This is a genomic window from Pseudomonas sp. ERMR1:02, from assembly GCF_002277815.1.
GTDB lineage: Bacteria > Pseudomonadota > Gammaproteobacteria > Pseudomonadales > Pseudomonadaceae > Aquipseudomonas.
The window spans coordinates 72,354-98,718 of sequence record NZ_NKJI01000019.1; the positions used below are offsets into that span (position 1 = coordinate 72,354).

A 26,365-nucleotide genomic window follows, 5' to 3' on the forward strand; every position below is an offset into this window, starting at 1 on the left:
TAAACCTTCAAAAGGGATTAGCGGTGTATCCGTTCGGCGTAGTCGCTGGCGAAGCCTGCGATGTTACGGTCTCTGCGCAGTCCGACGGGGTTCATGGGTCGGACCGGCGCGACTGCTTCGACCACAAGCAACGACTCGTCGACTCGATACTGACCAGGGGTCATACCGAACCAACGGATGCATGCCTTATGGAAGCTGCTGTGATCATGAAAGCCGAGCAGGTAAGTCATATGCTTCAGGTTGAAATGAGAATGGCGCAAATAGAAATCGGCCAACTGCCGGCGCACATCGTTCAGCACATCCTTGAATTGCGTGCCATCCTTCTCAAGGCCTCGTTGAAGCGTTCGCTTGCTGATGCTCAGTGCCGCCGCAATCGATTCCATATCACATTGCCCTTGGCTTTGCCCCTGGCTCAAGCGCTCGGTAATCAGCGCGCGAATTCTGCCAACGATAGAGCAACCGGACAACAGGTCCAATTGAGCCACGGCAAAACTGTCATGGAGTGTGGCCAACGCCTCGTTGGCCATGCTCAAAGGACTCAGAAGCTCCTGGCCATCGAACAAGATGCTGTCATAAGCTGCCCCGAAACTCAGCGGACAGCCAAAAAGCCGCTGATGCTCCGACGTGTCTTCGGGTTCGGGATAAGTGAACTCCACACTCAAAGGTTGCGGTGACTTGCCACCTGCCAGCCAACGGCAGAAACCCAGCAGCGAAGCCAAGGCTGCATCCGTATATTGCCGGGGTTTGACCGAGCCAGGTTGCTGATGTTCGAGGCTGGCCAGTCGGTAATGCTGCTGCTCCTGGACAAAGAAAAGGCTGAATCCGGTACCGATCAACGGGCTGAATCGAACCAGACGCTCAAGCGCCCTTTTCAGGTTCGAACTGGACATCATCGTGTAGCCCACGATCTGAAAACTGCTGGGATGGAAATTCCCGTAGGCTTTCAAACCGATGTTCGGGTCATCCGAAGCCTGAGCAGCCAGATCCCAAAGACGATAGATAATACTTCGATCGCAGAATGCTCCCGGTTCATTCACGAACTTGACATCCAGCCCCGCATCCTCGCAAAGACGGGCAACGTCCAGTCCTTGGGCCAAAAACGTATTCGCCAGCACGCTGGCATAACCTGAACTCATTCTATACATGGCGTCCTCACTGACCTGTGGAACCGAACATCCTGTCCGGAGCCGATACTGACATGCGTTGAACATATTTCAATAATGTTTCACCAATATTAACCATCCATTCACTTTCAAGAATTGATCCCAGTATGGTTGCTCTTCATTTTTTTGCCAGTAGGCCAGAACACCCGCGTGGCACCGATGGACAGGAAATCGTCACCTTCAAACACTTCCGCACGACCTGTCGATAACGAACAATCCTCACTCCTGCAGCGCAAAAAAAATGGAGTAGATGTATGGAATCGCGTAGTCGTATTGCTGTGGTAACGGGTGGCATGGGCGGTATCGGTACGGCAATCAGCCAACGTCTATACAAGGAAGGATTCAAGGTACTCGTCGGCTGCAGCTCTGATTCCAGCCGCAAGAACGACTGGATTGCCAGCCAGCTGGAGGCGGGTTATCAGTTCGAGTGCATCTATGGCGACGTCACCGATTGGGAGACGACCCGCAAGGCTTTCGAGGCGGCTCGTGAACAATTCGGCCCGATCGATGTGCTGGTCAACAACGCTGGCATCACTCGCGACGCTTCTTTTCGCAAGCTCACCCCGGAAGACTGGAACAGCGTGATCGGGACCAACCTGACGGGCTTGTTCAACACCACCAAGCAGGTCATTGAAGGCATGTTGGCCAAGGGTTGGGGGCGGATCATCAATATCTCCTCGATCAACGGTCAGCGTGGCCAGTTCGGTCAGACCAACTACTCCGCCGCCAAGGCTGGCATCCATGGTTTCACCATGGCACTGGCCCGGGAAGTCTCCGGCAAGGGCGTGACCGTCAATACCGTTTCCCCAGGCTACATCCAGACCTCCATGACTGCGGCAATTCGCCCGGACATTCTCGAAGGCATGATCGCGGGAATACCGGTTGGTCGCCTTGGCCAACCCGAAGAGATCGCCTCAATCGTGGCCTGGCTGGCCTCCGATGAGTCCGCCTACAGCACCGGTGCCGACTTCTCCTTGAACGGCGGCATGAACATGCAATAACCCTGATCAGGGCAGGAATGCCCTGGTTTGCTTGACGAATTTTGTCTTTCCATGAGGTCACGCATGAACGAAGTCGTAATCGTTGCCGCTACTCGTACCGCCATTGGCAGTTTTCAGGGTTCTTTATCTGCAATTCCCGCGACCGAGCTGGGTGCCGCAGTGATTCGCCGCTTGCTGGAGCAAACGGGTCTCGATGCCGCTCAGATTGATGAAGTGATCCTGGGCCAGGTACTCACCGCCGGCGCTGGACAAAACCCGGCACGCCAGACAGCGATCAAGGCTGGCTTGCCAAACACCACTCCTGCCCTGACCCTGAACAAGGTCTGCGGCTCCGGTCTCAAGGCGGTCCATCTCGCCGTCCAGGCAATCCGTTGCGGCGATGCGGAACTGGTAATCGCTGGCGGTCAGGAAAATATGAGTCTGGCCCCTATGTTCTGCCCAAGGCACGCACCGGCCTGCGTATGGGCCATGCACAACTGCAAGACAGCATGATCCAGGATGGCCTGTGGGACGCCTTCAACGACTACCACATGGGTATCACCGCCGAGAATCTGGCGCAGAAGTACGAGATCTCTCGTGAAGCACAGGATGCCTTCGCTGCCGCCTCGCAACAGAAGGCCGCCGCAGCCATTGAGGGCGGGCGTTTCCAGAGCGAAATCACCCCGATCCTGATTCCTCAGCGCAAGGGCGACCCGCTGGTCTTCGATACCGACGAACAGCCGCGTATCGACAGTACTGCGCAAGCCTTGGCAAAACTCAAACCTGCCTTCCAGAAAGACGGCAGCGTAACCGCCGGCAACTCTTCGACTCTCAACGATGGTGCGGCCGTGCTGTTGCTGGCCAGCGCAGCAAAAGCACAAGCGCTCGGCCTTCCGGTACTCGCACGGATCAAAGCCTATGCCAGCGCCGGCGTGGACCCGTCGATCATGGGCATTGGCCCAGTCCCGGCTACACGTCTGACCCTGCAAAAGGCCGGCTGGAGCGTCGAGGACCTGGACCTGATCGAAGCCAATGAAGCCTTCGCCGCCCAGTCGCTGGCGGTTGGCAAAGAGTTGGGTTGGGACACCAGCAAGGTCAACGTCAACGGCGGTGCGATCGCCCTTGGCCATCCGATCGGCGCGTCGGGGGCACGGATTCTGGTGTCGCTGGTGCACGAACTGGTCCGTCGCGACGGCAAGAAGGCGCTGGCCACGTTGTGCATCGGTGGCGGACAAGGCGTAGGCCTGGCTATCGAGCGCTAACCAACGGCATCTGAGTAGCCAATGCGCGGACTTGGGATCCTTGCTCCGCGCATCAGGCTGGCGTCAAACAACACTGCCCGCATTCCTGCCGTCGCTATGCCGGAGTCCGGCATAGCGCGGCTTTTTTTCTGCCCGGCTCATCTGTATGGGCAAGGAACTTTATGGACAATAACGCGCATACATTCACAACCTATTGGTCAGGCCAGGTTCCCTTCATCGCGTCCTATGCAGTGCAACAATTGCGCCTGTGGGTCAGCACTAATCCTTGGTTTTCCGGGCATGAACACGGCGCCTGGTTCGATCTGCCTCGCGAAACCCTGGACAGCCTTCAAGTGGACTACCAGGTTCAATGGGGCCAGCTCGGCCAAAAACTGCTGACCGGCCAACCCTTCAGCTTTGATGATCGACGCTTCGCCAGCGGCAACTGGAGTGACCCACTGTTCGGCTCCCTCGCTGCGTTTTACCTGCTCAACTCCAGCTTTCTCCTGAAACTGCTCGACAAACTGCTGATCGACGAAAAGAAACCGCGCCAACGCCTGCGCTATCTGGTCGAGCAAGCCATCGCCGTCAGTGCGCCAAGCAATTTTCTGGTCAGTAACCCTGACGCGCTCCAGCGTGTGGTTGAGACTCAAGGTGCCAGCCTGCTCACAGGCATGCAGCATCTGGCCAGCGATATGAACGAAGGTAAAATGCGTCAGTGTGATAGCGACGCCTTCAAGGTTGGCGTCGATCTGGCCAACACCCCTGGCGAAATCGTCTTCGAGAATCACCTGTTCCAGCTGATTCAGTACTACCCGCAAAGCGAAACCCAGTACCGACACCCGGTATTCGTCGTACCGCCTTCAATCAACAAGTACTACATCCTTGATCTGCGTCCGGACAACTCGATGGTCCGCCACCTGCTGGAAAAGGGACATCCCGTATTCCTGATGTCCTGGCGCAACTTTGACCAGGAACACGCTGGCACCACCTGGGATGACATGATTGAGCACGGGGTGATCAACGCCCTGCAAGTGACCCGCGAGATCAGTGGCGAGCAGCGACTCAATTGCGTGGGTTTCTGCATCGGCGGCACCCTGTTGAGCACGGCACTGGCCGTACTGGCTGCACGTGGCGACAGAGAGATCGCCAGCGTGAGCCTGCTCACCACGTTCCTTGATTACCTGGATACCGGCCCCATCGACGTCTTCGTCGACGAAGAACTGGTGGCCCACCGCGAGCGTACAATCGGCGGCATTAATGGCCCTATCGGCCTGTTTCGTGGTGAGGACATGGGCAATACGTTCTCCCTGCTGCGCCCCAACGAATTGTGGTGGAACTACAACGTCGACAAATACCTCAAGGGGCAAAAGCCGATTCCGCTTGATCTGCTGTTCTGGAATAACGACAGCACCAACTTTCCGGGCCCGATGTACTGCTGGTACCTGCGCCACACCTATCTGCAAAACGATTTGAAATCAGGCGAGCTGGAATGCTGCGGGGCCAAGCTGGATTTGCGTGCAATTGACGCTCCCGCTTACATCCTCGCCACCCATGACGATCACATCGTGCCCTGGAAAAGCGCCTACGCCAGCACCAACCTGCTCTCCGGGGCCAAGCGTTTTGTATTGGGAGCTTCAGGGCATATCGCCGGTGTCATCAATCCACCGGCCAAGCAGAAGCGCCATTACTGGACCAATAATCGGGTCACGAAAAACCCGGAGACCTGGTTCAAGAATGCTGAGCAGCAACCCGGTAGCTGGTGGAATGATTGGTTCAACTGGCTGGCGGGACACTCCGGCGAGCGCCAACCAGCGGTTGCACACACCGGGAATGAAAAATTCCCGCCTCTGGAGCCGGCGCCAGGCAGTTATGTAAAGCGATGAAAGACTGCTGTGGGGGCCAGAGCGCCCCTGCTGCATGACTGCATGCAGCAGGTCTTGCGCGGCTCATGTGATCGGCACGCTGCCAGGTTTATCCACAATTGCTGGTGCAAAATCAGCAATCCGCCGTGGGTCAAATTTCAATCGGCAGGGTGGGTCAGCTTTTACTACGTGCGACCTGCCCCCACTACTAATAAACAGTCGACCGGTAAGCCCAACCGACGGCACATCATTTGTTTGGGTACAAGGAGAGACGACCCATGAGCACCCCGCTGCGCATCAACGAAGCACTTTTGATTGCCGGCCATGCATTCGAACCTTTTCAATGCGTCGCCTGGGCTCCGCAAGACGGTAATGGCGAACTGAGCCTGACCGTCGTCGACCGGGCCAACACTCGTATTTGTCGCAAACAGGTTCCAAGCAGTGCCTATTCCGACCCGGCGCAGCTGGAAAGCCTGCTGGAAGAGGTGCGCGCCGAGTTGAGCCAGGAGGGCTACAAGCTACAATCCTGGACAATGCCAGAGTAAGCATTCTCGCGGATCGCTACCGGTGATCCGCCTGATACTCCACTCTCAAGATCATCGAAGGCTGCCTGCTGTTGGAAGCAGCCGGTCGTGCAAAGAGCTATGCCTTGGGCTTACGCGATGCAGGGATCATTGGCAAAGCACTGAACCGTCCAAAGTATGGGCGGGATTTTTTCAGAAACGCAGAAACGAAAAAGCCCCGAATAATCGGGGCTTTTTCGTTTAAATGTGGCGGTGAAGGAGAGATTCGAACTCTCGATACAGTTTCCTGTATACACACTTTCCAGGCGTGCTCCTTAAGCCACTCGGACACTTCACCGTATCTCTTCAAACAAGTTCTGTCTGTCGAGGCGCGCTAATGTAGTCGAAAGCTTTTCTGATGGCAAACATTTTTTTCAGAATTTTCATGCGCTTAACTCGATTAGCCGTTTCGAGCCGGTCAAGGCAATGGCAAACCGGCCAATCTCTGGCCCCACGCACGCTTCTATATAGAGGGCAATGCGCCGCTGTTGTGGCGGGTCGGGCCTGGCGGGCAGGAAAAGGGTGACTGGCGGGTCAGTCACGGCGCTTTACCTGGCCGGTGGTGGTGGGTAACTTCTGCTCAACTTTACTGAAAGGAATAGCGTCATGAGTGAGTTGATTTCCTACCATCTCGAAGACGGTATCGCGACCCTGACCCTGAGCAATGGCAAGGTCAACGCCATCTCTCCAGACGTGATTGCGGCCTTCAACGCTGCGCTGGATCAAGCGGTGTCTGATCGTGCGGTGGTGATCATTACCGGTCAGCCTGGGATTCTCTCGGGCGGTTACGATTTGAAAGTGATGACATCCGGTCCCAAAGAAGCCGTGGCGCTGGTGACCGCTGGCTCGACGCTGGCCCGTCGCCTGTTGTCGCACCCGTTCCCCGTGATTGTGGCTTGTCCCGGTCATGCGGTGGCCAAGGGTGCGTTTCTGCTGCTGTCGGTCGACTACCGCATCGGTGTTGACGGCCCGTTCAGCATCGGCCTGAACGAAGTGCAGATCGGCATGACCATGCACCACGCCGGTATCGAGCTGGCCCGTGATCGCCTGCGCAAGTCGGCGTTTCATCGCTCGGTCATCAACGGTGAAATGTTCAACCCGCAGAGTGCGGTGGATGCCGGCTTCCTTGACGTGGTGGTGTCCGCCGAGGAGCTGCAAGGTGCGGCACTGGCGGCGGCTCGTCAGTTGAAGAAGATCAACATGACCGCACACAAGAACACCAAACTGAAAGTACGCAAGGCACTGCTGGAAACTCTGGACAACGCGATCATCCAGGATCAGGAGCATATGGGTTAAGCCCAAACCTGCAGCAACGAAGAGCCCGACCGTCGTGTCGGGCTTTTTCTTTCATGCTCTGTGGAAAACTCCGTAACCGCTCTAGAACGCATCTGACCTCTCACTCGGAAACATATGCTTAAACATCGGCTATCTCCCGCTTCTTTAGCGGCAATTGCCGAAAACAGTGCACATCCGTACACTGCGCCACCTTTTGTCCCGGTGGGGCCTGAAAATGCTGTTTTTTTTACGTATGTCATTGATGGGCCTGCACTTTATGGTGGCGGGTGTACTGGGCGTGATTCTCGGCCTGTGCCGTCCATTCAATCCGGACAACAGTCGTCTGTGTGCGCGTCTCTACGCGTGGCCGGCTATGTGCATTTTGCGTTTACGGGTGAAGGCCGAGGTCGGGCCGTTGATGGATAAACCTGACAGCTGCGTGATCATCGCCAACCACCAGTCCAACTACGATCTGTTTGTATTCGGCAACGTGGTGCCCCGCCGTACTGTGTGCATCGGCAAAAAAAGTCTGAAGTGGGTGCCATTGTTCGGTCAGTTATTCTGGCTGGCCGGTAACGTGTTGATCGACCGCGGCAATGCGCAGAAGGCCCGCCAGTCGATGTTGACCACGACCCACACCCTGCAAAACGAAGACACCTCGATCTGGGTCTTCCCGGAGGGCACGCGCAATCTGGGCGAGGACTTGTTGCCGTTCAAGAAAGGCGCGTTCCAGATGGCGATCGCGGCAGGTGTGCCAATCGTGCCGGTGTGCGTCAGCACTTACGTCAAACACATGCGATTGCACCGCTGGCGCAGTGGGGAAATTCTGATCCGTTCGTTGCCGGCCATTCCCACAGCGGGATTGAGCCTGGATGACATGCCAATGCTGATTGCCCAGTGCCAGGAGCAGATGCGTGAATGCATCGCTTCGATGGATCGGCAACTGCAAGCCGCGTGAATGAAACCCGCCCTGTGCGGGTTTTCTTTTGCCTGTGAACTCTGCATATTTTGCTGACTCTCAAACAGCAGACAAGGCTAAGCTGAACAATGCCTGCCCCTATTTGTTAACGAACGCCTGCCAATAAGAAGTGAACCAATATCATGGGTAGAGTTGTTGCTGCTGCGGTTTACAGCGCCGGTAAGAAAGTCACCAATATCACCCTCGACGAGGGCGCGGCCTGGGCTGCAAAGCCTGGTCACTTTGTCTGGATCGGCCTCGAAGAGCCGGATGCCCAAGAGCTTTCCAACCTGCAACGCCAGTTCAACCTGCATGAACTGGCCATCGAAGATGCCCTGGAAAAACACAGCCGACCGAAACTGGAAACCTTCGGCGATGCGCTGTTCATCGTCACTTATTCCCCCATTCGCGAAGACGGCAAACTCAAGTTCATCGAAACCCACATTTTTGCCGGCAAGGGTTACATCATTACCGCACGTAATGGTCATTCGGCGTCCTACGCCTACGTCCGACAGCGATGTGAGGCGCGTCCACTGTTGCTGGAGCACGGGGAAGATTTCGTACTCTATGCCATCCTCGACTTTGTGATTGAAAACTACCAGCCGATGGGCGAAGCGATCCATGCCGAGATCGATGAGCTGGAACGCAACGTCCTGTGCGGCACACTGAACGAACGCGATATCCAGGACCTTCACAGCCTCCGTCGCGACGTGCTGCGCTTGCGCCGTTACGCAGCGCCGATGGTGGAGATCGGCGAGGAACTGCAAAGGCTGAGCTTTCCATTCATCGACAAGAACATGCGCCCGTACTTTCGCGATGTGCAGATTCATGTAACGCGGCAGATGGAAGACCTGACCACCCTGGCAGACATTGCCAGCCAGACCATCGAGGTCGGCGTATTGCTGGAGGCGTCACGCCAGAGTGTGGTGCAACGCAAGTTTGCTGCATGGGCGGCAATTCTGGCGTTTCCGACGGCGGTGGCGGGGATTTACGGGATGAACTTCCAGAACATGCCTGAGCTGAACTGGCATTACGGGTATTTCGCGGTGCTGGGGTTTATTACGGTGGGCTGTGTGGGTTTGTGGGCGAGTTTCAAGAAGTCGGGTTGGTTGTAGGAGCGAGCTGGCTCGCGAAAAACCCGAGGGCACCGGGGCCATCTGGTTTTACGCGTTATCGTTCACGACCATCGCGAGCAGAGCTCGCTCCTACAGGCTTTAAACGGTTTCAGGCTTATGCGCCACAAACCGCATCATCCATTCGGCAACCGTGGCGCCGTGATGTTCACTTTCCAGGCTCGCGATTCCTTTCGAGTAAACCTGCTCGCCCAGCACTTGCTGGCGAATCTCCAGCAAGGCTCGGGAATAGTCGTGAATGAACTCCGGATGCCCCTGGAAGCACAACACCTGATCATTGATGTGGTACGCGGCATACGGGCAGAAATCGCTGGAAGCAATCACCGTGGCGTTTTCCGGCAGTGATGTCACCTGGTCCTGGTGGCTGATCAATAGGGTCAGCTCCTCGCGCACCGGGTTCATCCACGGCGCCTTGGCGGCGAGTTTGTAATTGTGGGTGCCGACGCCCCAGCCCTTGGTCGCACGTTCGCTCTTGCCACCCAGCAACAGCGCCAGCAGTTGATGCCCGAAACACACGCCCAGCAGTTTGTCGCCACGCTCGTAGCGGGTCAGCAGATATTCCTTGAGGGTCTGGATCCACGGGTCAGTGCCGAAGGAATCGGCTTTGCTGCCGGTGACCAGGTAGGCGTCGTAGGACAGGTCATCGCCGGGATATTCGCCCTGCATCACGTTGAACACAGTGAATTCGGCGGCAATGGGTTGCTGCGAAAACAGGTGTTTGAACATCTGCCCGTAACCCTGATATTGGTCAACCAATTCCGGACGCAGGATGTCGGTTTCGAGAATGCAGATGCGTAACGACATAAAAAATACCTGACACTTGATGGGAATAATGCACACCCCAGAGCCTGCCTTGAAACACCGTGACAAGGCAAGCCCCGCAGTGCGTCACCGATCCCTAAAACGTCTCGCCTTTGGCGGCTTTCTCCAGCAGCAGTGCCGGCGGCGCGAAGCGCTCGCCGTATTGCCCGGCCAGGTACTGGGCGCGGGCGACGAAGTCATTGACCCCGTATTGATTGATGAACTGCAGCGCACCGCCGGTCCAGGCGGCGAAGCCAATGCCGAAAATCGAACCGACATTGGCATCTGCGGTCGAGGTGAGCACGCCCTCCTCCACACAGCGCACGGTTTCGATGGCTTGTACGAACAGCAGGCGATCACGCACATCCTTGGGCGAAATCTGCCCGTCGGCCTTTTCAAAACGGGTTTTCAGTTCCGGCCACAGATGCTTCTGGCCACCGGCCGGATACTCGTAGAAACCACCCCCCGCAGCCTTGCCCGCACGCTTGTATTCGTTGAGCAGCAGGTCAATCACAGCAAATGCCGGATGCTCGATCAGCGGTTTGCCTTGCGCCTGCGAGTCTTTGGCGGTTTGCTGGCGGATATGGCTCATGAGGCTGATGGAAACTTCGTCAGAGATCGCCAACGGTCCGATGGGCATGCCGGCCTTGCGTGCCTCGGTCTCGATCATCGGCGCACTCACGCCTTCGCCCAGCATCGCAATGCCTTCATTGGTAAACGTACCGAAGACCCGCGACGTGAAGAAACCACGACTGTCGTTGACCACAATCGGGGTTTTCTTGATTTGCAGGACGAAATCGAACCCGCGAGCCAGGGTTTCGTCGCTGGTGTTGGCGCCCTTGATGATTTCCACCAGGGGCATTTTTTCCACGGGGCTGAAGAAATGCAGACCGATGAATTTGCTCTGGTCCGGTACCGCCGTCGCCAGGCCACTGATCGGCAGGGTCGAGGTGTTGGAAGCGATCACCGCGTCCGCGCCGACGATTTTTTGTGCAGCCGATGAGACCTGGGCCTTCAACTCACGGTCCTCGAAAACGGCTTCGATGATCAGATCGCAACCCGCCAGGTCGGCATCGTTTTCGGTGGTGTGGATGCGTGCCAGAACGGCCTCGCGTTGCTCGCTATTCAGTTGGCCGCGCTCCACTTTTTTGTCCAGCAATGTCGCCGAATGCGCCTTGCCCTTCTCGGCAGCCGCGAGGCTGATGTCCTTGAGCACCACTTCGATCCCGGCCGATGCGCTGACAAACGCAATGCCCGCGCCCATCATCCCCGCGCCGAGCACGCCGACTTTCCTTGTGACATAAGGGGCAAAACCCTGCGGGCGCGATCTTCCGGCATTGATTTCGTTGAGCTGAAACCAGAAGGTGCCGATCAGGTTTTTCGAGACCTGGCCGGTGGTCAGTTCGGTGAAGTAGCGGGTTTCGATCAGGTGCGCGGTGTCGAAATCCACTTGGGCGCCTTCCACGGCGGCACAGAGGATTTTCTCTGGCGCCGGCAGGCAACCCTGGGTTTTGCTGCGCAGGATCGACGGTGCGATGGCCAGCATCTGTGCGACTTTCGGATTCGACGGCGTGCCACCGGGAATCTGGTACCCCTTCACGTCCCAACGCTGCACGACCGTCGGGTTGGCGATAATCCAGGCGCGCGCCTTGGCCAGCAGCTCATCCCGATCCGCCGCCAATTCATCGATCAAACCCGCCTGCAACGCCTGTAGCGGCCGCACCTTTTTACCCTCAAGCAGATACGGCAGGGCTTTTTCCAGGCCGAGCATGCGTACCATGCGCACCACCCCGCCGCCACCCGGCAGCAAACCGAGGGTCACTTCCGGCAGGCCGAGTTGCACCGACGGGTTGTCCAGCGCCACTCGGTGATGGCAGGCCAGGCAGATTTCCCAGCCACCGCCGAGCGCCGCGCCGTTGATCGCCGCGACCACCGGTTTACCGAGGGTTTCCAGGGTGCGCAATTGCCCTTTGAGGCTCAGCACCATGTCGTAAAAGGCTTTGGCTTCGGGCTTGCCGACCTTGATCAACTCATTGAGGTCGCCGCCGGCGAAGAAAGTTTTTTTCGCCGAGGTGATGATGACACCGGCAATGCTGTCCTTGTCGGCCACCAGGCGAGCGACACAGTCAGCCATGGCCTCACGGTATACCGCGTTCATGGTGTTGGCGCTCTGGCCCGGCATGTCGATGGTCAGGACGACAATCTGGTCCTGGCCTTTTTCGTAACGAATGGCTTGGGTCATGGAAGGTTTCCTTGAATTCGGGGCTCAGAGGCGTTCGATGATGGTGGCGATGCCCATGCCACCACCGACACACAGGGTCGCGAGGCCATAACGCAGGCGGCGGGTTTCCAGTTCATCGAGCAATGTGCCGAGAATCGCGCAGCCGGTAGCGCCCAGCGGATGACCCATGGCGATGGAACCGCCGTTGACGTTAACCTTGTCCGGGTCGACGGCCATGTCCTTGATGAACTTCAACACCACCGAGGCAAACGCCTCGTTGACCTCGAACAGGTCGATGTCTTCGACCCGCAACCCGGCCTTGGCCAACGCCTTGCGGGTGGCCGGCGCGGGGCCGGTGAGCATGATGGTCGGGTCCGTGCTGGTTACCGCAGTGGCGACGATTCGCGCCCGTGGTTGCAGGCCAAGCGCTTTGCCTTTGGTCTCGGAACCAATCAGCATCAACGCCGCGCCGTCGACGATCCCGGAGCTGTTACCGGGGGTGTGGACGTGGTTGATCCTCTCTACATGGCTGTAGACGCGCAGTGCGGTGGCGTCGAAGCCCATTTGCCCGATCATTTCGAAACTCGGCTTGAGCTTGCCCAGGCCTTCAAGGGTCGATTCGGCACGAACGAACTCATCGTGATCGAGCAGGATGATGCCGTTCTGATCCTGAACCGGTACCAGCGATTTGCTGAACGAACCATCGGCCCGCGCCCGCGCGGCTTTCTGTTGCGAGTGCAGCGCATAGGCATCGACGTCCTGACGGCTGAAACCTTCAAGCGTGGCGATCAGGTCGGCGCCCACACCTTGCGGCGTGAAATGGCTATGCAGATTGGTTTCCGGGTCCAGCGCCCAAGCCCCGCCGTCGCCACCCATGGCTACTCGTGACATGGACTCGACGCCACCAACCACCACCAGGTCTTCAAAACCGGAACGGACTTTCATCGCTCCGAGGTTTACCGCCTCCAGCCCGGATGCGCAGAAACGATTGATCTGCACCCCGGCCACACTGACGTCCCAGTCCGCGACCTGGGTCGCGGTTTTGGCGATATCGGAGCCTTGATCACCGATGGGCGTCACGCAGCCGAGCACAACGTCATCGACTTGACTGGTGTCCAGAGCGGTCCGCTGCTGCAGCGCCCTGAGCAACCCGGCCACCAGGTTCACCGGCTTGACGCTGTGCAGAGCGCCATCGGCCTTGCCTTTGCCACGGGGCGTGCGTAATGCGTCGAAAATCAAAGCTTGGGTCATGACGTCCTCGAACCGCAGTGCAGATGAATGAAAAACACAGCTCTCACTCTTGGCCCCGGACGCAACGGATTCAATGACCGCAGCGCTCACCGGCATTGACGCTCACGCTCAGACGGACGGTCGTCAACAAACGGGCGAACCGTTTCTTGACACGCAGGTGTCTAGCAAAAGGCCGCCCAAGAAGCTGGCAATAGGCCTCATGCCTTTTTAATAGCATAGAGTAAGAACACCATACTAAATGGATCTAAACCAAGCGTGACGCGGGCTCTAAGGTGAAGTTATACGAAGTTGTCGTCGGGTTTTGCCGAGGCGCTCGTCCTACAGGAAGTGCAACGTTTGCCGTCATGGATATATGCAGGCAGGCATCAGGAAATAACAAAAAAAAAGGCGGTCAGCCATGTTCAAACAATCGAAAGTTCGTCAAGCAGGTCTCATTCTCTTTGCCACTACGCTGTTGTTGATTTTGCCAAACCTGACCAAGGTGATCGGCTAGTCGGTATTTGAAAATTACGGCGCCAGAGTTTTATATCGCCACGTTAAAAATGTGACTGGCTCGCTACCCGGGCCAGCGTGGCTGTGCCAACCTTTGTGGCACTTCTACGACATGGACGGCGATCATTTGAAAACGCTCATTGTGTTCGGGGCCCTGCTGCTCAGCACGCCTCTCTACGCCGCACAACTCAACCTTGAGCTGGGCGCGGACAGTCGCACCTGGCAGACCGAGCAATTGCTCAAGCATCCTCAGGTCCAGACCATCGCCATTCCCAATGATGTTTCCTACAAACGCGACATGAGCTACCGCGCTGTTCCGTTGGCGGCGTTGCTGACAGGGGTCAAACCCGAAGATCATCTGCAAGCCGTCGCGCTAGACGGTTTTGCCGCCGAAATGGCGGCTGCGCCTTTGCTCAACACTCAGGGCGCGCAAGCCTGGCTAGCGATTGAAGACCCGGCCAAACCCTGGCCGCCGCTGTCGGAAGGCAAGCACAGCGCCGGGCCGTTTTACCTGGTCTGGACCAATCCCCGAGCGGGCAATATCAGCCCGGAACAATGGCCGTTCGAAGTCGCCAGCATCAAGCGCATGGCGCCCGTGGCCGAGCGCTTCCCTGCCCTGCTGCCTGATCCTGCGTTGAAGGCAGACGACCCGGTCAACAAGGGCTTTGCGCTGTTTCAGAAAAACTGCCTGGCGTGCCATCGATTGAACGGTGCCGGGGATGCGCAGTTCGGGCCGGACCTGAATATTCCGTACAACCCGACCGAATACTTCGGCGCGGATTTCCTCAAGCGCTATATCCGTGATCCGCAGAGTTTGCGCCAATGGCCCCAGGCGAAGATGCCAGGGTTCTCGGCCGAGGTGCTGCCGGATGAGGACTTGGGGATGCTGGTGGGGTATTTGAAGCATATGGTGGGGCGCAAGGTTAAGCCCTGATCGCTTACATGATCGTTCCCACGCTCTGCGTGGGAATGCCTCAATGGACGCTCTGCGTCCGCACGGCTGGGACGCCGAGCGTCCCGGGCTGCATTCCCACGCGGAGCGTGGGAATGATCAGCAGGCTGCTGTGCGGTGCCCCAGATTATTGCTGCTGGACGGAAATCACCGGCACAGGCGTCGGCGTGACGAACACCTTCGCATGCATCTGCTCACTCCCACCACCGCGACGCATCCCGCGCACCGGGCAGGCGTCCAGGTAATCCAGGCCCACCGCCAATTTCAAATGGCGCTCGGGTCGGGCCAGTTCGTTGGTCACATCGAAGCTGTACCAGGCGTCATCCAGCCAGGCTTCAGCCCAGGCGTGACTGGCCAAATGCTCGCTGTTTTCGCTGTACAGATAACCCGACACGTACCGGGCTGGAACCCCCAGGCTGCGAGCACAGGCGAGAAACGCATGGGTGTGGTCTTGACACACGCCCGAGCGCCCGGCGAAGGCCTGGGCGGCGCTGGTGTCCACTTCGGTGGCGCCCGGCGTATAGGTCATGTGCTGGTTCAGGCCATGCATCAAATCGATCAGCGCAGTACGATCCCGGCGCTGTTTGCACTCCCTCTGGGCAAACGCACGCAAAGCAGCATCAGCTTCAGTCAGGCGGGTGAAACGCAGGAACGGTAACGCCGACTGGCTCTCGTGCTCGGCTTCGCGCAGTTCGTCGATATCGACCTGGCCACGGGCGCCAATGACGATCGCCTCGTGCGGCTCGTCCATGGTCAGCACATGCAGGATGTTGCCGAATGGATCGAGTTGCGCGCGCACCGGGCGCGGCAGGTCGAGCTGCCAACTGAGCACGTGCTGGCGCTCGCTGTCGTGGGGTGTCAGTCGCAAATACTGGATGCTCGCCCGCACCTGATCTTCATAGCGATAGGTGGTCTCGTGGCTAATGGAAAGTCTCATGCAGCCTCCAGGTAAGAACTGTGAATCGCGTTGCCCAACTGGCGCACCAGCGGGATGAACTCGGTCAGCCAGGCGTGCAAGCCTTCGTCGAGGATTTCGGTGATGCCGGTGTAGCGCAGGCGCGCGTCCATTTCCGCCGCGAGGCGTTGCGCCGGTCGGCCGTTGGCCCCCGGCAGCTGGGCGAGGATCTGGTCGATTTCTTCGGTACAGGCGCGCAACGAGCGCGGCACATCCGCCCGCAGCAACAGCAACTCGGCCACATGCCGGGCGCCGGGGGCGTCGCGGTAGATTTCGGTGTAAGCCTCGAACGACGATAGAGCCCGCAGTAACGCGCTCCATTGATAGTAGGCGTGGGCCGTGCCATCGCTGACCGCTTCGGCCTGATCGCCAGCCATTTCGTAACGGGCATCGAGCAGGCGCAAAGTGTTGTCAGCCCTTTCGATGAACGTCCCCAGGCGAATGAAGCGAAATGCGTCATTACGCATGATGGTGCCGTAGGACGCGCCACGGAACAGGTGGGATCGCTCCTTGATCCATTCGCAGAAACGGCTCATGCCGTAGCGACTGAGGCCCTGTTCGGCAATCCCGCGGATTTCCAGCCAGGTTGCGTTGATGTTTTCCCACATATCAGCGGTGATTCGCCCACGCACCGCATGGGCACTGGCCCGGGCCGCGCCGAGGCAGCTGTAGATGCTCGCCGGGTTGGCCGCGTCCAGGGCGAAAAAATGCAGCAGCCGTTCGGCATGCAGTTCGCCGTGGCGTTCGAGGTAATCGTCCAGGGTGCCGGTAATCAACAGCGGCATGGCCAGTTCGTGCAGGCCGTTACCACGTCCATCCTGTGGCATCAGTGACAGCGAGTAACTGATGTCGAGCATCCGTGCGAGGTTTTCCGCCCGCTCCAGGTAACGCGACATCCAATACAAATCCGAGGCAGTTCTACTTAACATGACAGGCTTCCTTTCAATCCTCGACCACCCAGGTGTCCTTGGTTCCGCCGCCCTGGGAGGAATTCACCACCAGGGAACCTTCACGCAACGCGACTCGGGTCAATCCGCCAGGCACGACCCGGGTTTCGCGACCGGACAATACAAACGGACGCAGGTCGATATGGCGCGGCGCAATGCCGTTTTCGACAAAGGTCGGACAGGTCGACAGCGACAACGTCGGTTGCGCGATGTAGGCATGGGGCTTGGCGATGATCCGCGCGCGGAATGTTTCGATTTCCGCCGCTGTCGCCGCCGGCCCCACCAGCATCCCGTAACCGCCGGAGCCCTGGGTTTCCTTGACCACCAGTTCCGGCAGGTTGGCCAGCACGTGGGAAAGCTCAGAGGGATTACGACACTGCCAGGTCGGCACGTTCTTCAGGATCGGCTCTTCATCCAGATAGAAACGGATCATGTCGGTGACAAACGGGTAGACCGACTTGTCGTCCGCCACGCCCGTGCCGACGGCATTGGCCAGCACTACATTGCCGGAACGGTAGGACGACAGTAGCCCTGGCACGCCGAGCATCGAGTCCGGGTTGAAGGCCAGCGGATCCAGGAACGCATCGTCGAGGCGGCGGTAGATCACGTCGACGGCTTTCGGCCCGTCGGTGGTGCGCATGTAGACTTTGTCATCACGTACGAACAGGTCCGCGCCCTCCACCAACTCCACGCCCATCTCCCGCGCCAGAAACGCATGTTCGAAGAACGCACTGTTGAAGCGCCCCGGCGTCAGCACCACCACGCTCGGATTGTCGATCGGGCTGGAGCTTTTGAGGGTATCGAGCAGCAGGTTCGGATAGTGATCGATCGGAGCGATGCGCTGCGCCGCGAACAGCTCCGGGAACAGGCGCATCATCATCTTGCGGTCTTCGAGCATGTAACTGACACCGCTGGGCGTACGCAGATTGTCTTCGAGCACGTAATACGTGCCGTCGCCGTCGCGCACCAGATCGACACCGGAGATATGCGAATAGATATCGCGGTGCAGATCCAGCCCTTGCATCGCCAACTGGTATTGCTCGTTGGCCAGCACCTGCTCGGCCGGAATGATGCCGGCCTTGATGATCCGCTGCTCGTGGTAGAGGTCGGCGAGAAACATGTTCAACGCCTTGACCCGCTGTATGCAGCCGCGCTCAACCACGCGCCACTCGCTGGCGGGTATGCTGCGGGGAATGGTGTCGAAGGGAATCAGGCGCTCTGTCCCTTGCTCATCACCGTAGAGCGTGAAGGTAATCCCGGCGCGATGAAATAACAGATCGGCCTCGCGTCGCCGTTGTGCCAAAAGCTCATCAGGCGTTTCGGCCAGCCAACGGGCAAACTCCCGATAATGCGGGCGGACCTGGCCGCCGGCATCGTACATCTCATCAAAATAGGTGCGGATCATGCCGTACTCCTTGTCACCCGGACGTCCAGACCTTCGCAAGGCCCGTGCCATCGGCATAAACGCTTTAATTTCAATCAGTTGGATAATCTTCGCGCATACACCGCACCAATCCTGTGCGGCAAATGCCCCAACCTGATCGCCCCCGCTTCATTGCAAGGCAATGTTGTTGCGTATCACCAGCATAGCCAGAGTTGATTTCACTGCCCGGTTAACGTTGTAGATAAATCCGCGGGAAAGCTGAAAAAAATTTTGTAGGAGCTGGCTTGCCAGCGATGGTCGCTAACGATTACGCGTATTGACTGATTAACCTTGGCGCTTTTGGGCTTTCGCTGGCAGGCCAGCTCCGACAAGGGGGCCGACCATAAAATCTTCCCAAATAACGAAAACGGCCGACCCTAAGGTCAGCCGCGATTGCCGATTGTTACTGTTCATAAGGTTATGCGAGTCGCCCTCGTACCTCCTGTTTAACACCCCAGCCCTCAATGATGCCGCCCAATGGCTCGACCACCGCTTCGAAACCCTGTTCGAAATCGCCGATATCGTCGTAGGTGGCGTACATGACCTTGCTTAACTCAAGCGCCCAGGCACCGTCGTCGCGCACACTGATCTGCGCATTAAGGGATTCTCCACGATGAAAATGACCTGCCGCCCTGCGTGCCCGCTCCTCGTCCGGGAAAATGGCGTAGAACTCGATGGGATGGAACCGTGAAAAGTCGAATCCGCCTTCTTTCATGCGGCGCAGAACGCTGCTGCTGATGTCTTCTTGATAGGCTGTGCTCATGAAACGTCCTCCTCAAACCGATGGATAGACTTTCCGTACTCCCTGCGCGCGCAACCAAGGTGCGAGCGTTTAAGCAATCGATATGCCGGCGGGAAACAAGCATGTAGCTGACAAGACCAGACCTTAGCGATCCATTCGCTGATCTCGATTGCAGAGTAGCCCCAGGATAGAGGCGCTGCCAAGGCCTGGTTGAGAATGTGACAGGAGTTGATCAGATTGGCGTGATGCCGAGGATTTGAATGCTGTTCTGAGTCTTGAGGTTTTTGACGGTCGCGTCAGTGGTTCGCCCTTCCAGATCGTTCAGATCCAGCTTCGCGGCGACAGGAAGGAGCCGTTCCTTGATGAGTTTGGCGGCCTGCTCATGACTCGGGCATTCCTCACACTCGAAGACTTCGTCGATCGTTTCACCATGATCATCTACGAAAGTGACTTTCCACTTTGACATCGGAGCCTCCTCAATCAAACCCGCAAATGGGCTTACACCTATCTCGACTTACACCCTTACTGATCGTTCAAATGGAATACAGCGTGCTGGCATAAAAACCACAAAACCTGTAGGAGCCGAGCTTGCTCGCGATGGTCGTTAACGATTACGCGTGTTTAATGGTTAAACGCGGCGCTTTCGACTCCATCGCGAGCAGGCTCGCTCCTACAAGGGTTGTGTCTCGACCATCAATCGTTGCTTGGCTTGCCCACAGCCTGCAGCACGTACTGCGGCAAGGCGAAGGCGCCGATGTGTATCTCTGGATTGTAGTAGCGCGTGACGATGCCGCTGCCAATGAACCGCTGTTGCAGGGTTTCACGGGATAACTTGCGATAAGCGGTATCGGTCGAGCCCCAGGCGAAGGTCATCGAACCGCCGATGTAGGTCGGCACCGCCGCCTGGTAGAAGTGCCAGTCTGGAAACAGGCTGCGCAGGCGGCCGGCGGTGGTTTTGACTTCTTCGATCTGCATGAACGGCGTGCCGTTCTGCGTCACCAGGATACCGCCTTCATTCAGGCAGCGATGGCAGGCCTGGTAGAAGTTTTCCGAAAACAGCACTTCGCCCGGACCGATCGGGTCGGTGGAATCGGAAATGATCACGTCGAATTTTTCAGTGGTGCTGGCGACGAAACGCATGCCGTCGTCAATCACCAGGTTCAGGCGAGGGTCGTCATAGGCGCCGTTGGAGTGGTTCGGCAGGAATTCCTTGCACATGTCGACCACGGTGCCGTCGATCTCGACCATGGTGATGTGCTCGACGCTACCGTGCTTGGTCACTTCACGCAGCATGCCACCGTCGCCGCCACCGATGATCAACACGCGCTTGGCGTTGCCATGGGCCAGAATCGGCACGTGGGTGAGCATCTCGTGGTAGATGAACTCGTCGGCTTCGGTGGTCTGGATGACGCCGTCCAGCGCCATGACCCGGCCCATGCGCGGGTTTTCGAAAATGACCAGGTGCTGGTGTTCGGTGCGCACTTCGTGCAGCAGTTTGTCCATGCGAAAACGCTGGCCGTAGCCTTCGTAGAGGGTTTCCAGGTAGTCGCTGGCAGGGATGTTGCTCATGGGAAGTGCTCCGATGAATGCGGGTGGCAACGGACGGTTACCCGCCCATGAAGGCCAATCGAATGCGTCGATTGCCCAGGAAAGGCGCGCATTCTACGTTGCGGAACATGACAGGTCGAACCTTCTGATGCCCCCCTATCTGTAGGAGCGAGGCTTGCCCACGAAGAACGATTACACGGTTAAACAGGTAGACCGCATTATCGTTCTTCGCGGGCAAGCCTCGCTCCTACAGAGGTAATGTCAGATTCTGACATTCCCCCGCGGACCGGCAATGGCCCAAATGACCAGTCCCAGAACTGGCAGCAGGACAATCAACAGCACCCAGACGATTTTCATCCCTGTTTCAGCGCCACTTTTCAGCACATTGATGATTGCCCAGATGTCCAGGGCAAGAATGATCAGGCCAACCAGGCTGTTGAATGTGGAACCCATGGTGACGCTCCCGAAGAGTGGTATGCCCCCTTAGGATAGCCGGCCATGGCGAGGGTTCCGTTTTATTGACAGCTTTGCCGCCTCAGACGTGGATGGCCACTTTCAAGGCTTCCAGGGAAGGCGCAGCGGCGATGCCGACTTCGGCGCACAACTCAAGCACCCGTGGCACGTCGTTGCCGTAGACCAATACCACTTGCAGTTCATCGTCGAGCAACTGGCTGAAGTTCATCAGCACATAGCCGCCGTTTTCCTTGTTCAGGCTGCTCATTTGCACCTGAATGCGATTAAGCGCGGTCAGGGCCTCGGTCTTGGCCAGTTGCTTGGGCTTGATGTTGAAGTCTACACCCGGACCGAACGAAGCGACGATTTGGGCGAACAGGTCCATGTAGGTGTCAGCCTGAAACAACACGGTCTCGGGGAGGCTGCCGACGACCACCCACTCACCCAGCGGAATCGGGAAGGTATCGTCGTAATTGATGTCCGGATTGGCCGTCAGAAAACTCATCGGATCCGCGTAAGCCTGGGTTGCTTCGTCAGCGACCTTGAGGATTTCGTCTTCACCCATGCACCCGGAGCTGATTTTGCTGATGAGTTCGACGAGCGCGGCTTTCATGGGGCAGATCCTGTAGCGAGGGAATTTTGAGGGCGCGAAGGATAACGCATTGCGCTGTGTAATTGCTTTTGTAGGAGCTGGCTTGCCCGCGAAGGCGGCGTGTCGGTCGATAATTTCTTCGCATTTGACATCGCCTTCGCTGAAAAGCCAGCTCCTACAAAGTCTGCGGTTAGCCCAGCAATTTCTCCAGCTGAGCGACGGTGTCGACAGCACCCATGGTCTTGGCCGCATCCAGCGCCGTAATGCCATTGGCGTCCTTGGCTTTCGGGTCGGCGCCTTTGCTGATCAGGTAGTCGACGATGGTAACGCGGTTGAACATCGCCGCCATCATCAACGCGGTACGGCCATCGAAGGACGAACCTTCGACCTGCGCACCACCCTCGACCAACGCGGTGACCACCGCCAGATCACCCTTGAAGGCAGCACCTGCGATCGGGCTCTGGCCGTTATCGTTGCGGATTTCCGGATCGGCCTTGTGTTCGAGCAGGACTTTTACGGTGTCCACATGACCATGGTACGCGGCCAGCATCAGCAAGGTGTCGCCCTTGTGATTGCGCAAGTTTGGCGGCAAGCCTTTGGTCAGCAGCGCAGCCATCATGGCCGCATCGCCCTCGCGCGCCTTGTTGAATACCTGTTCGGCAAACTCGGCAGCTTCTTCGGGGGTCATCTGGCGGCTTTGGTCTGACATGGAACACTCCACTTTCTGTCTTTCGGAAAACCGACAGTTTCCCGAGCGGTCCAGACCCTGTCACTTCTTTTTTCTGATACAGGCCAATAGCTACATTCAATGACGCCGCATTCAATAACGCCGCATTCAGAAACGCCGCACTAGAAACGCCGCACTAGAAACGAAAAGCCCCGTCTTGAATGTCCGTCAGCAACTGCAGGGTGACCTGCACATAAGTATCAGTGCCCGGCAGCCAGGCGTAGATCGGGTCATCACCGGTCCTGCCCGGGTCGAAGGCTTCGTCCTTGAGCCGGGTTTTCTGGTACTTGAACGTCCCGGTGGTTTCCATTTTCACTTTCACCCGCAGAAACAACGGCACCGCATAGGCCGGCATCTGTTGCCGGAAAAACGCCAGCAGCTCACTGAAATCCAGGGTCGCCAGGGATTCGGCGGGAGTGATCGCCGCCATCCCGGCGCGACCGTTGGTGTTGCGGATCTCCACACCATAAGCCACGGCTTCGCAAATATGCGGATGTTTCAGGAGAATGTTCTCGACTTCAGTGGTCGAGACGTTTTCCCCCTTCCAGCGATAGGTGTCGCCGAGGCGATCGACAAACTGCGCGTGACCAAAACCGATGTTACGCAGCAGGTCGCCGGTGTTGAAGTAACGGTCACCCTTCACGAACACATCATGAAGCACAACTTTCTCGGTTTTCTGCGGGTCGGTGTAGCCATCCAGCGGCGCCTTGTCGTCAATTTTCGCCAGCAACAGCCCCTGCTCGCCTTTGCCGACCTTGCGCATGAAACCATTGGCGGCACGGGTCGGCGCGCCACTGTCATGGTCGTACTCCACCAATTCCCAGGACATCAGGGAAAAACCAACGGTGTTTTCGAAATTCAGAATATTGGTGAAACCGATATTGCCGTCACTGGCTGCATACAGTTCGCAGATGTGGTTAACACCAAAGCGCGTCTTAAACACGTGCCACGCGCCGGGACGCAGGCCGTTACCGATCATCTTGGTTACGCTGTGTATTCTGTCGTCGGCACTGGGCGGTTGATCGACCAGATAACGACACAACTCGCCGACATAACCGATAGTGGTCGCGCGGTACTTGCGTACGTCACTCCAGAACTGACTGGCGCTGAACTTGCGGCGGATGGCAAACCCCGAGGCTCCGCTGATGGCCGAACCCCAGCACACGCAAAGGCCGGTGGCGTGATAAAGCGGCAAGGTGCAATAGACGACGTCCTCAGGCCGCATATCCAGCGCGACCATCCCGAAGCTGACGAAGCTGCGCATCCAGCGCCCGTGTTTTAACACCCCGGCCTTGGGTAACCCGGTGGTGCCCGAGGTGTAGAGATAGAAGCAAGGGTCGTCGAAGAAAACCTGCTGGCTGCTCGCGGGGTTGTCGCTGTCGGCGTCGACACTGGCCGTCATCAGGTTGATGAAACCTTCGGGGGCAATTCCAGGATGGTCGTACGTGTCTTGATCGGCGACAAACCAGATGCGTCTCGCCTCGATCGCTACCCGCTCGCGCACTGCAAGAAATGCCGCGACCAGCTCCCCACCGACCACAATGGCTGCCGGTGCCACCAGATTCAGGCTGTGGACAAGTGTATCGCGGGTCTGCGAGGTATTGAGCAAGGCACTGATCGCGCCGACCTTGGCCACCGCCAGTATCGTTACCAGCAGTTCCGGGCGGTTCTCTATAAAGATCGCCACCACATCGCCCTTGCCGATGCCTTGGTCGATCAGGTGATGGGCGATGCGATTGGCCCACTGATTGACCTGTGCATAAGTCAGTGAAACATCGCCGTGCAGCAATGCAGGACCATCGGGATTACGCAAGGTTGCTTGTTCGAAACTCCAGGCCAGGCCACACGGTTGGGTCGGGTCCTTGACGTTGGCGACCTTCATCCCTTTCACCACCCGTGGAAGGGCCTTGGCAATGGAAGGCAGCTTTCTGAGCATCATGCCCCAGGTAATCGTGTCGCTTGAAGTGCGGCTCATGGTTGCTCCCGTTCGATTTTTTATTGTCGGGTGGCGCTGCGTTAATCCCGAAAATACGTCAACGGTTCTTGAGCTGTACACGCGGTTTTTGAAATGTTTTGTATCTGCCCCAGCGGCGTTGGAAATCGTGAGCGCAGGCACACCAAATGGTTCCATCGAATCGCCGACGACCACGCAAAATGCAGGATGCACGATGGCCATTCTTGCAAATTGCACGATAGTGAAAATTATACAAATTTATAACTTATTGTTTTTTAACAACATTTTAATAAGCTAAGTGCTGGCACAATCACTGCAACGCTCTGTGCATGCTTGCCATTAAGTAATCACGGAGCTGACAGACATGAGCCTGATCCAAGAAAAATTTTCATCCTTGTTCTCCAACTTCGAAGTCACCACCCAGGCCCGACCAGACGGCGGGATTTTGCTGACGTTGCGTGGATCCGAAGACAAAGTCTTTAAACGCTCGATTTCCTACCAACAATTGCACAATGGCGATCAACTGTCGTGGGTCATCAGCGCTATTCGCCGCGACCTCGCCGAGCAGGCCAGCGAACTGCCGCAGATTTCCATGCTGCAAAGCCAGCAACGGTTTGCGCTGCCGACTTATCACTCGCTGTAAATCATTTTAGCGCTGTAAACAAACAGGCCGTGAATGCTCTCGCTTCACGGCCTGATTTGTTTCTGGAGGTGCACAATCCCTGTAGGAGCGAGGCTTGCCCGCGAAGGCGGTGTGTCTCAGGTGCTATAAGTGTCATCTGATCCGCCGCCTTCGCGGGCAAGCCTCGCTCCTACAGTTTCGTGTTGCTGTTTAGAACGTGGAAGGGTCTATGCGGGCAAAACTGTCCACGGTGACATGTCCCACCAGCTCGCCGCCCTCACGGGCCAGCCCGCAAGTGGCCATTCCCGCTGCGCGCGCCGCATCCAGCTCTTCGACGATGTCCGACAGAAACAGAATATGCGCCGCCTCGAGCCCGATCGCCTGAGTAATGTTGGCGTAGGACTTCGCCTCACGCTTGGGTCCGGAAGTGGTGTCGAAGTAGCCGCTGAACAATGGCGTCAGATCCCCCGCCTCCGAGCAGCCGAAGATCAGGCGCTGGGCCTGGATTGAACCCGAAGAATAAACGAACAGTTGATAACCGGCCTGATGCCAGCGCTGCAGTGCTTCGACGGCATCCGGGTACACATGGCCTTTGAGTTGCCCGGCCTGATAACCCTGTTCCCAGACCATCCCCTGCAACGCCTTGAGCGGCGTGGCCTTGCGGTCTTCGGCAATCCAGCCTAGCAGAATCTCAATGACCCGTTCGATATCGGCGTTCGGCTCATTGCTGTCCCGGCGCACGGCGTTCAGTTGCTCGGCGACATCCGCACGCTCGGCTTGCTGGCGAACAAAATCCGGCAGGTGTTTGGCGGCGTAGGGAAACAGCACGTCGAACACAAAACTCACCGCGCTGGTGGTGCCTTCGATGTCGGTGAGAATCGCTTTGATCGGCATCGATTCAGTCCTCCAGACGCGGGAATTGGCTGGCGATATCCTCGCCGGTGAAGTTGGCCACCCAGCCGTCCGAATTGTTAAACAAGCGGATCGCAACGAAATGCGGATGCTCGCCCATGTCAAACCAGTGCTTCGTACCCGCCGGCACCGAAATCAGGTCATTTTTCTCACAGAGCACGGCGTAAACGTAGTCATCGATGTGCAGGGTGAACAAGCCACGCCCGGCGACAAAAAAGCGGACTTCGTCTTCGCCATGGCGGTGTTCATCGAGGAACTTGGCACGCAATTCAGCTTTTTGCGGGTGATCGCTATTGAGGCTGATCACATCGACAGTGATGTAGCCGTGTTCGGTCATCAGCTTGTCGATCTGCTCCTGATAGGCAGCGATCACTTCTTCCTGTGTGGCGCCGGGCTGGATCTTTGCGGCTGCTTGCCAACGGTCGAAGCGCACGCCTTGCTCGGCCAGGGTCGAGGCGATGTCTTCGAAATGGGTCAGCACCTTGTTGGGAATGTCGGGGCTTGAGACGTGGTAAACGGACAGGCTGCTCATGGGGCAATTCCTCGGTATCGGCCGCGCCGTCCGGTTTGTGGACACCGGTCGGGCGCAGCGCTG

General features: G+C 57.7%; 24 protein-coding genes, 1 tRNA gene and 1 pseudogene. 9 read left to right on the forward strand and 17 right to left on the reverse strand.

Annotation, left to right across the window (positions count from 1 at the left end):
* Positions 1-17 precede the first annotated feature (17 nt).
* Positions 18-1,145: an AraC family transcriptional regulator gene (locus CES87_RS25655; protein ID WP_128608311.1), complete on the reverse strand. Its 1,128-nt coding sequence runs from the start codon at positions 1,143-1,145 to the stop codon at positions 18-20.
* Between the two features lie 272 nt (positions 1,146-1,417).
* Between CES87_RS25655 and phbB the strand changes: the two genes are divergently transcribed.
* The 4 genes and pseudogenes from phbB (at position 1,418) to CES87_RS25675 (ending at position 5,794) form a co-directional block, all read left to right on the forward strand.
* Entirely contained in the window at positions 1,418-2,164 is a 747-nt protein-coding gene (gene phbB / locus CES87_RS25660) for an acetoacetyl-CoA reductase (RefSeq protein ID WP_128608312.1), read from the forward strand.
* 63 nt (positions 2,165-2,227) lie between these two features.
* Positions 2,228-3,405: pseudogene (locus tag CES87_RS25665) on the forward strand (acetyl-CoA C-acetyltransferase).
* Between the two features lie 161 nt (positions 3,406-3,566).
* Positions 3,567-5,270, forward strand: coding sequence for a class I poly(R)-hydroxyalkanoic acid synthase (gene phaC, locus CES87_RS25670; RefSeq protein ID WP_128608313.1), 1,704 nt, complete (start codon positions 3,567-3,569; stop codon positions 5,268-5,270).
* Positions 5,271-5,527: 257 nt separating this feature from the next.
* On the forward strand, positions 5,528-5,794 hold the full coding sequence (locus CES87_RS25675; protein WP_128608314.1) for a hypothetical protein: 267 nt from the start codon (positions 5,528-5,530) through the stop codon (positions 5,792-5,794).
* 226 nt (positions 5,795-6,020) lie between these two features.
* On the opposite strand, the gene CES87_RS25680 is transcribed toward CES87_RS25675, so the two are convergent.
* A tRNA-Ser gene (locus CES87_RS25680) sits at positions 6,021-6,110 on the reverse strand.
* Positions 6,111-6,418: 308 nt separating this feature from the next.
* Between CES87_RS25680 and CES87_RS25685 the strand changes: the two genes are divergently transcribed.
* From CES87_RS25685 to CES87_RS25695, 3 genes are all read left to right on the forward strand, one after another.
* Positions 6,419-7,108, forward strand: a complete 690-nt coding sequence (locus CES87_RS25685; protein ID WP_128608315.1) for a crotonase/enoyl-CoA hydratase family protein — start codon at positions 6,419-6,421, stop codon at positions 7,106-7,108.
* A gap of 214 nt (positions 7,109-7,322) precedes the next feature.
* Complete coding sequence (locus tag CES87_RS25690) at positions 7,323-8,045, forward strand: 1-acyl-sn-glycerol-3-phosphate acyltransferase (protein WP_128608316.1); 723 nt, start codon at positions 7,323-7,325, stop codon at positions 8,043-8,045.
* Positions 8,046-8,188: 143 nt separating this feature from the next.
* A complete protein-coding gene (locus CES87_RS25695; RefSeq protein WP_128608317.1) occupies positions 8,189-9,160 on the forward strand; it encodes a magnesium and cobalt transport protein CorA in 972 nt (323 codons plus the stop codon).
* 99 nt (positions 9,161-9,259) lie between these two features.
* On the opposite strand, the gene CES87_RS25700 is transcribed toward CES87_RS25695, so the two are convergent.
* The 3 genes from CES87_RS25700 to CES87_RS25710 all read right to left on the reverse strand — a co-directional run bounded on the left by CES87_RS25700 (position 9,260) and on the right by CES87_RS25710 (position 13,451).
* A complete protein-coding gene (locus CES87_RS25700; RefSeq protein WP_128608318.1) occupies positions 9,260-9,982 on the reverse strand; it encodes an amidotransferase in 723 nt (240 codons plus the stop codon).
* Positions 9,983-10,076: 94 nt separating this feature from the next.
* Positions 10,077-12,221 (reverse strand): 3-hydroxyacyl-CoA dehydrogenase NAD-binding domain-containing protein, encoded by a 2,145-nt coding sequence (locus CES87_RS25705; protein ID WP_128608319.1) that lies wholly within the window; start codon positions 12,219-12,221, stop codon positions 10,077-10,079.
* 24 nt (positions 12,222-12,245) lie between these two features.
* Entirely contained in the window at positions 12,246-13,451 is a 1,206-nt protein-coding gene (locus CES87_RS25710; RefSeq protein WP_128608320.1) for an acetyl-CoA C-acetyltransferase, read from the reverse strand.
* Positions 13,452-14,055: 604 nt separating this feature from the next.
* Between CES87_RS25710 and CES87_RS25715 the strand changes: the two genes are divergently transcribed.
* Positions 14,056-14,877, forward strand: a complete 822-nt coding sequence (locus tag CES87_RS25715) for a cytochrome c (protein ID WP_128608357.1) — start codon at positions 14,056-14,058, stop codon at positions 14,875-14,877.
* Between the two features lie 145 nt (positions 14,878-15,022).
* Here the strand turns inward: CES87_RS25715 and CES87_RS25720 are convergent, their stop codons facing one another.
* The 10 genes from CES87_RS25720 to CES87_RS25775 form a co-directional block, all read right to left on the reverse strand.
* Positions 15,023-15,832, reverse strand: a complete 810-nt coding sequence (locus tag CES87_RS25720; protein ID WP_128608321.1) for a transglutaminase family protein — start codon at positions 15,830-15,832, stop codon at positions 15,023-15,025.
* Entirely contained in the window at positions 15,829-16,779 is a 951-nt protein-coding gene (locus CES87_RS25725) for an alpha-E domain-containing protein (protein ID WP_077044641.1), read from the reverse strand. Before CES87_RS25725 ends, CES87_RS25720 begins: the two co-directional genes overlap by 4 nt.
* Positions 16,780-16,792: 13 nt before the next feature.
* Positions 16,793-18,202: a circularly permuted type 2 ATP-grasp protein gene (locus tag CES87_RS25730; RefSeq protein ID WP_128608322.1), complete on the reverse strand. Its 1,410-nt coding sequence runs from the start codon at positions 18,200-18,202 to the stop codon at positions 16,793-16,795.
* Positions 18,203-18,638: 436 nt separating this feature from the next.
* A complete protein-coding gene (locus CES87_RS25735) occupies positions 18,639-18,983 on the reverse strand; it encodes a ribonuclease E inhibitor RraB (protein ID WP_053157306.1) in 345 nt (114 codons plus the stop codon).
* Positions 18,984-19,194: 211 nt separating this feature from the next.
* Positions 19,195-19,428: a hypothetical protein gene (locus CES87_RS25740; protein WP_128608323.1), complete on the reverse strand. Its 234-nt coding sequence runs from the start codon at positions 19,426-19,428 to the stop codon at positions 19,195-19,197.
* Between the two features lie 227 nt (positions 19,429-19,655).
* Positions 19,656-20,531, reverse strand: coding sequence for a polyamine aminopropyltransferase (gene speE, locus CES87_RS25750; RefSeq protein WP_128608324.1), 876 nt, complete (start codon positions 20,529-20,531; stop codon positions 19,656-19,658).
* Between the two features lie 240 nt (positions 20,532-20,771).
* The gene (locus CES87_RS25760; RefSeq protein ID WP_128608326.1) at positions 20,772-20,963 is read right to left on the reverse strand and encodes a PLDc N-terminal domain-containing protein; all 192 of its coding nucleotides are present in this window, start codon (positions 20,961-20,963) and stop codon (positions 20,772-20,774) included.
* Positions 20,964-21,045: 82 nt separating this feature from the next.
* Positions 21,046-21,576: a hypothetical protein gene (locus CES87_RS25765; RefSeq protein WP_128608327.1), complete on the reverse strand. Its 531-nt coding sequence runs from the start codon at positions 21,574-21,576 to the stop codon at positions 21,046-21,048.
* Positions 21,577-21,745: 169 nt separating this feature from the next.
* Positions 21,746-22,264, reverse strand: coding sequence for an ankyrin repeat domain-containing protein (locus CES87_RS25770; protein ID WP_128608328.1), 519 nt, complete (start codon positions 22,262-22,264; stop codon positions 21,746-21,748).
* A 154-nt stretch (positions 22,265-22,418) separates the two neighbouring features.
* Positions 22,419-24,257, reverse strand: a complete 1,839-nt coding sequence (locus tag CES87_RS25775) for a long-chain-acyl-CoA synthetase (RefSeq protein ID WP_128608329.1) — start codon at positions 24,255-24,257, stop codon at positions 22,419-22,421.
* Positions 24,258-24,600: 343 nt separating this feature from the next.
* Here CES87_RS25775 and CES87_RS25780 point away from each other — a divergent pair, with 343 nt between their 5' ends.
* A complete protein-coding gene (locus tag CES87_RS25780; protein ID WP_128608330.1) occupies positions 24,601-24,879 on the forward strand; it encodes a DUF3509 domain-containing protein in 279 nt (92 codons plus the stop codon).
* A gap of 189 nt (positions 24,880-25,068) precedes the next feature.
* Here CES87_RS25780 and mtnC read toward each other — a convergent pair whose 3' ends face one another.
* Together mtnC and CES87_RS25790 are read right to left on the reverse strand one after the other, a co-directional pair.
* Positions 25,069-25,752, reverse strand: coding sequence for an acireductone synthase (mtnC, locus tag CES87_RS25785; RefSeq protein ID WP_128608331.1), 684 nt, complete (start codon positions 25,750-25,752; stop codon positions 25,069-25,071).
* Positions 25,753-25,756: 4 nt separating this feature from the next.
* Positions 25,757-26,302: an acireductone dioxygenase gene (locus CES87_RS25790; protein WP_128608332.1), complete on the reverse strand. Its 546-nt coding sequence runs from the start codon at positions 26,300-26,302 to the stop codon at positions 25,757-25,759.
* Positions 26,303-26,365 lie beyond the last annotated feature (63 nt).

What these genes read in the sequence shown, in the direction of transcription:
- CES87_RS25655 (WP_128608311.1), bottom strand. Translation starts at nt 1,145, where the DNA reads ATGTATAGAATGAGTTCAGGTTATGCCAGCGTGCTGGCGAATACGTTT.
- phbB (WP_128608312.1), top strand. Translation starts at nt 1,418, where the DNA reads ATGGAATCGCGTAGTCGTATTGCTGTGGTAACGGGTGGCATGGGCGGT.
- phaC (WP_128608313.1), top strand. Translation starts at nt 3,567, where the DNA reads ATGGACAATAACGCGCATACATTCACAACCTATTGGTCAGGCCAGGTT.
- CES87_RS25675 (WP_128608314.1), top strand. Translation starts at nt 5,528, where the DNA reads ATGAGCACCCCGCTGCGCATCAACGAAGCACTTTTGATTGCCGGCCAT.
- CES87_RS25685 (WP_128608315.1), top strand. Translation starts at nt 6,419, where the DNA reads ATGAGTGAGTTGATTTCCTACCATCTCGAAGACGGTATCGCGACCCTG.
- CES87_RS25690 (WP_128608316.1), top strand. Translation starts at nt 7,323, where the DNA reads ATGCTGTTTTTTTTACGTATGTCATTGATGGGCCTGCACTTTATGGTG.
- CES87_RS25695 (WP_128608317.1), top strand. Translation starts at nt 8,189, where the DNA reads ATGGGTAGAGTTGTTGCTGCTGCGGTTTACAGCGCCGGTAAGAAAGTC.
- CES87_RS25700 (WP_128608318.1), bottom strand. Translation starts at nt 9,982, where the DNA reads ATGTCGTTACGCATCTGCATTCTCGAAACCGACATCCTGCGTCCGGAA.
- CES87_RS25705 (WP_128608319.1), bottom strand. Translation starts at nt 12,221, where the DNA reads ATGACCCAAGCCATTCGTTACGAAAAAGGCCAGGACCAGATTGTCGTC.
- CES87_RS25710 (WP_128608320.1), bottom strand. Translation starts at nt 13,451, where the DNA reads ATGACCCAAGCTTTGATTTTCGACGCATTACGCACGCCCCGTGGCAAA.
- CES87_RS25715 (WP_128608357.1), top strand. Translation starts at nt 14,056, where the DNA reads ATGGACGGCGATCATTTGAAAACGCTCATTGTGTTCGGGGCCCTGCTG.
- CES87_RS25720 (WP_128608321.1), bottom strand. Translation starts at nt 15,832, where the DNA reads ATGAGACTTTCCATTAGCCACGAGACCACCTATCGCTATGAAGATCAG.
- CES87_RS25725 (WP_077044641.1), bottom strand. Translation starts at nt 16,779, where the DNA reads ATGTTAAGTAGAACTGCCTCGGATTTGTATTGGATGTCGCGTTACCTG.
- CES87_RS25730 (WP_128608322.1), bottom strand. Translation starts at nt 18,202, where the DNA reads ATGATCCGCACCTATTTTGATGAGATGTACGATGCCGGCGGCCAGGTC.
- CES87_RS25735 (WP_053157306.1), bottom strand. Translation starts at nt 18,983, where the DNA reads ATGAGCACAGCCTATCAAGAAGACATCAGCAGCAGCGTTCTGCGCCGC.
- CES87_RS25740 (WP_128608323.1), bottom strand. Translation starts at nt 19,428, where the DNA reads ATGTCAAAGTGGAAAGTCACTTTCGTAGATGATCATGGTGAAACGATC.
- speE (WP_128608324.1), bottom strand. Translation starts at nt 20,531, where the DNA reads ATGAGCAACATCCCTGCCAGCGACTACCTGGAAACCCTCTACGAAGGC.
- CES87_RS25760 (WP_128608326.1), bottom strand. Translation starts at nt 20,963, where the DNA reads ATGGGTTCCACATTCAACAGCCTGGTTGGCCTGATCATTCTTGCCCTG.
- CES87_RS25765 (WP_128608327.1), bottom strand. Translation starts at nt 21,576, where the DNA reads ATGAAAGCCGCGCTCGTCGAACTCATCAGCAAAATCAGCTCCGGGTGC.
- CES87_RS25770 (WP_128608328.1), bottom strand. Translation starts at nt 22,264, where the DNA reads ATGTCAGACCAAAGCCGCCAGATGACCCCCGAAGAAGCTGCCGAGTTT.
- CES87_RS25775 (WP_128608329.1), bottom strand. Translation starts at nt 24,257, where the DNA reads ATGAGCCGCACTTCAAGCGACACGATTACCTGGGGCATGATGCTCAGA.
- CES87_RS25780 (WP_128608330.1), top strand. Translation starts at nt 24,601, where the DNA reads ATGAGCCTGATCCAAGAAAAATTTTCATCCTTGTTCTCCAACTTCGAA.
- mtnC (WP_128608331.1), bottom strand. Translation starts at nt 25,752, where the DNA reads ATGCCGATCAAAGCGATTCTCACCGACATCGAAGGCACCACCAGCGCG.
- CES87_RS25790 (WP_128608332.1), bottom strand. Translation starts at nt 26,302, where the DNA reads ATGAGCAGCCTGTCCGTTTACCACGTCTCAAGCCCCGACATTCCCAAC.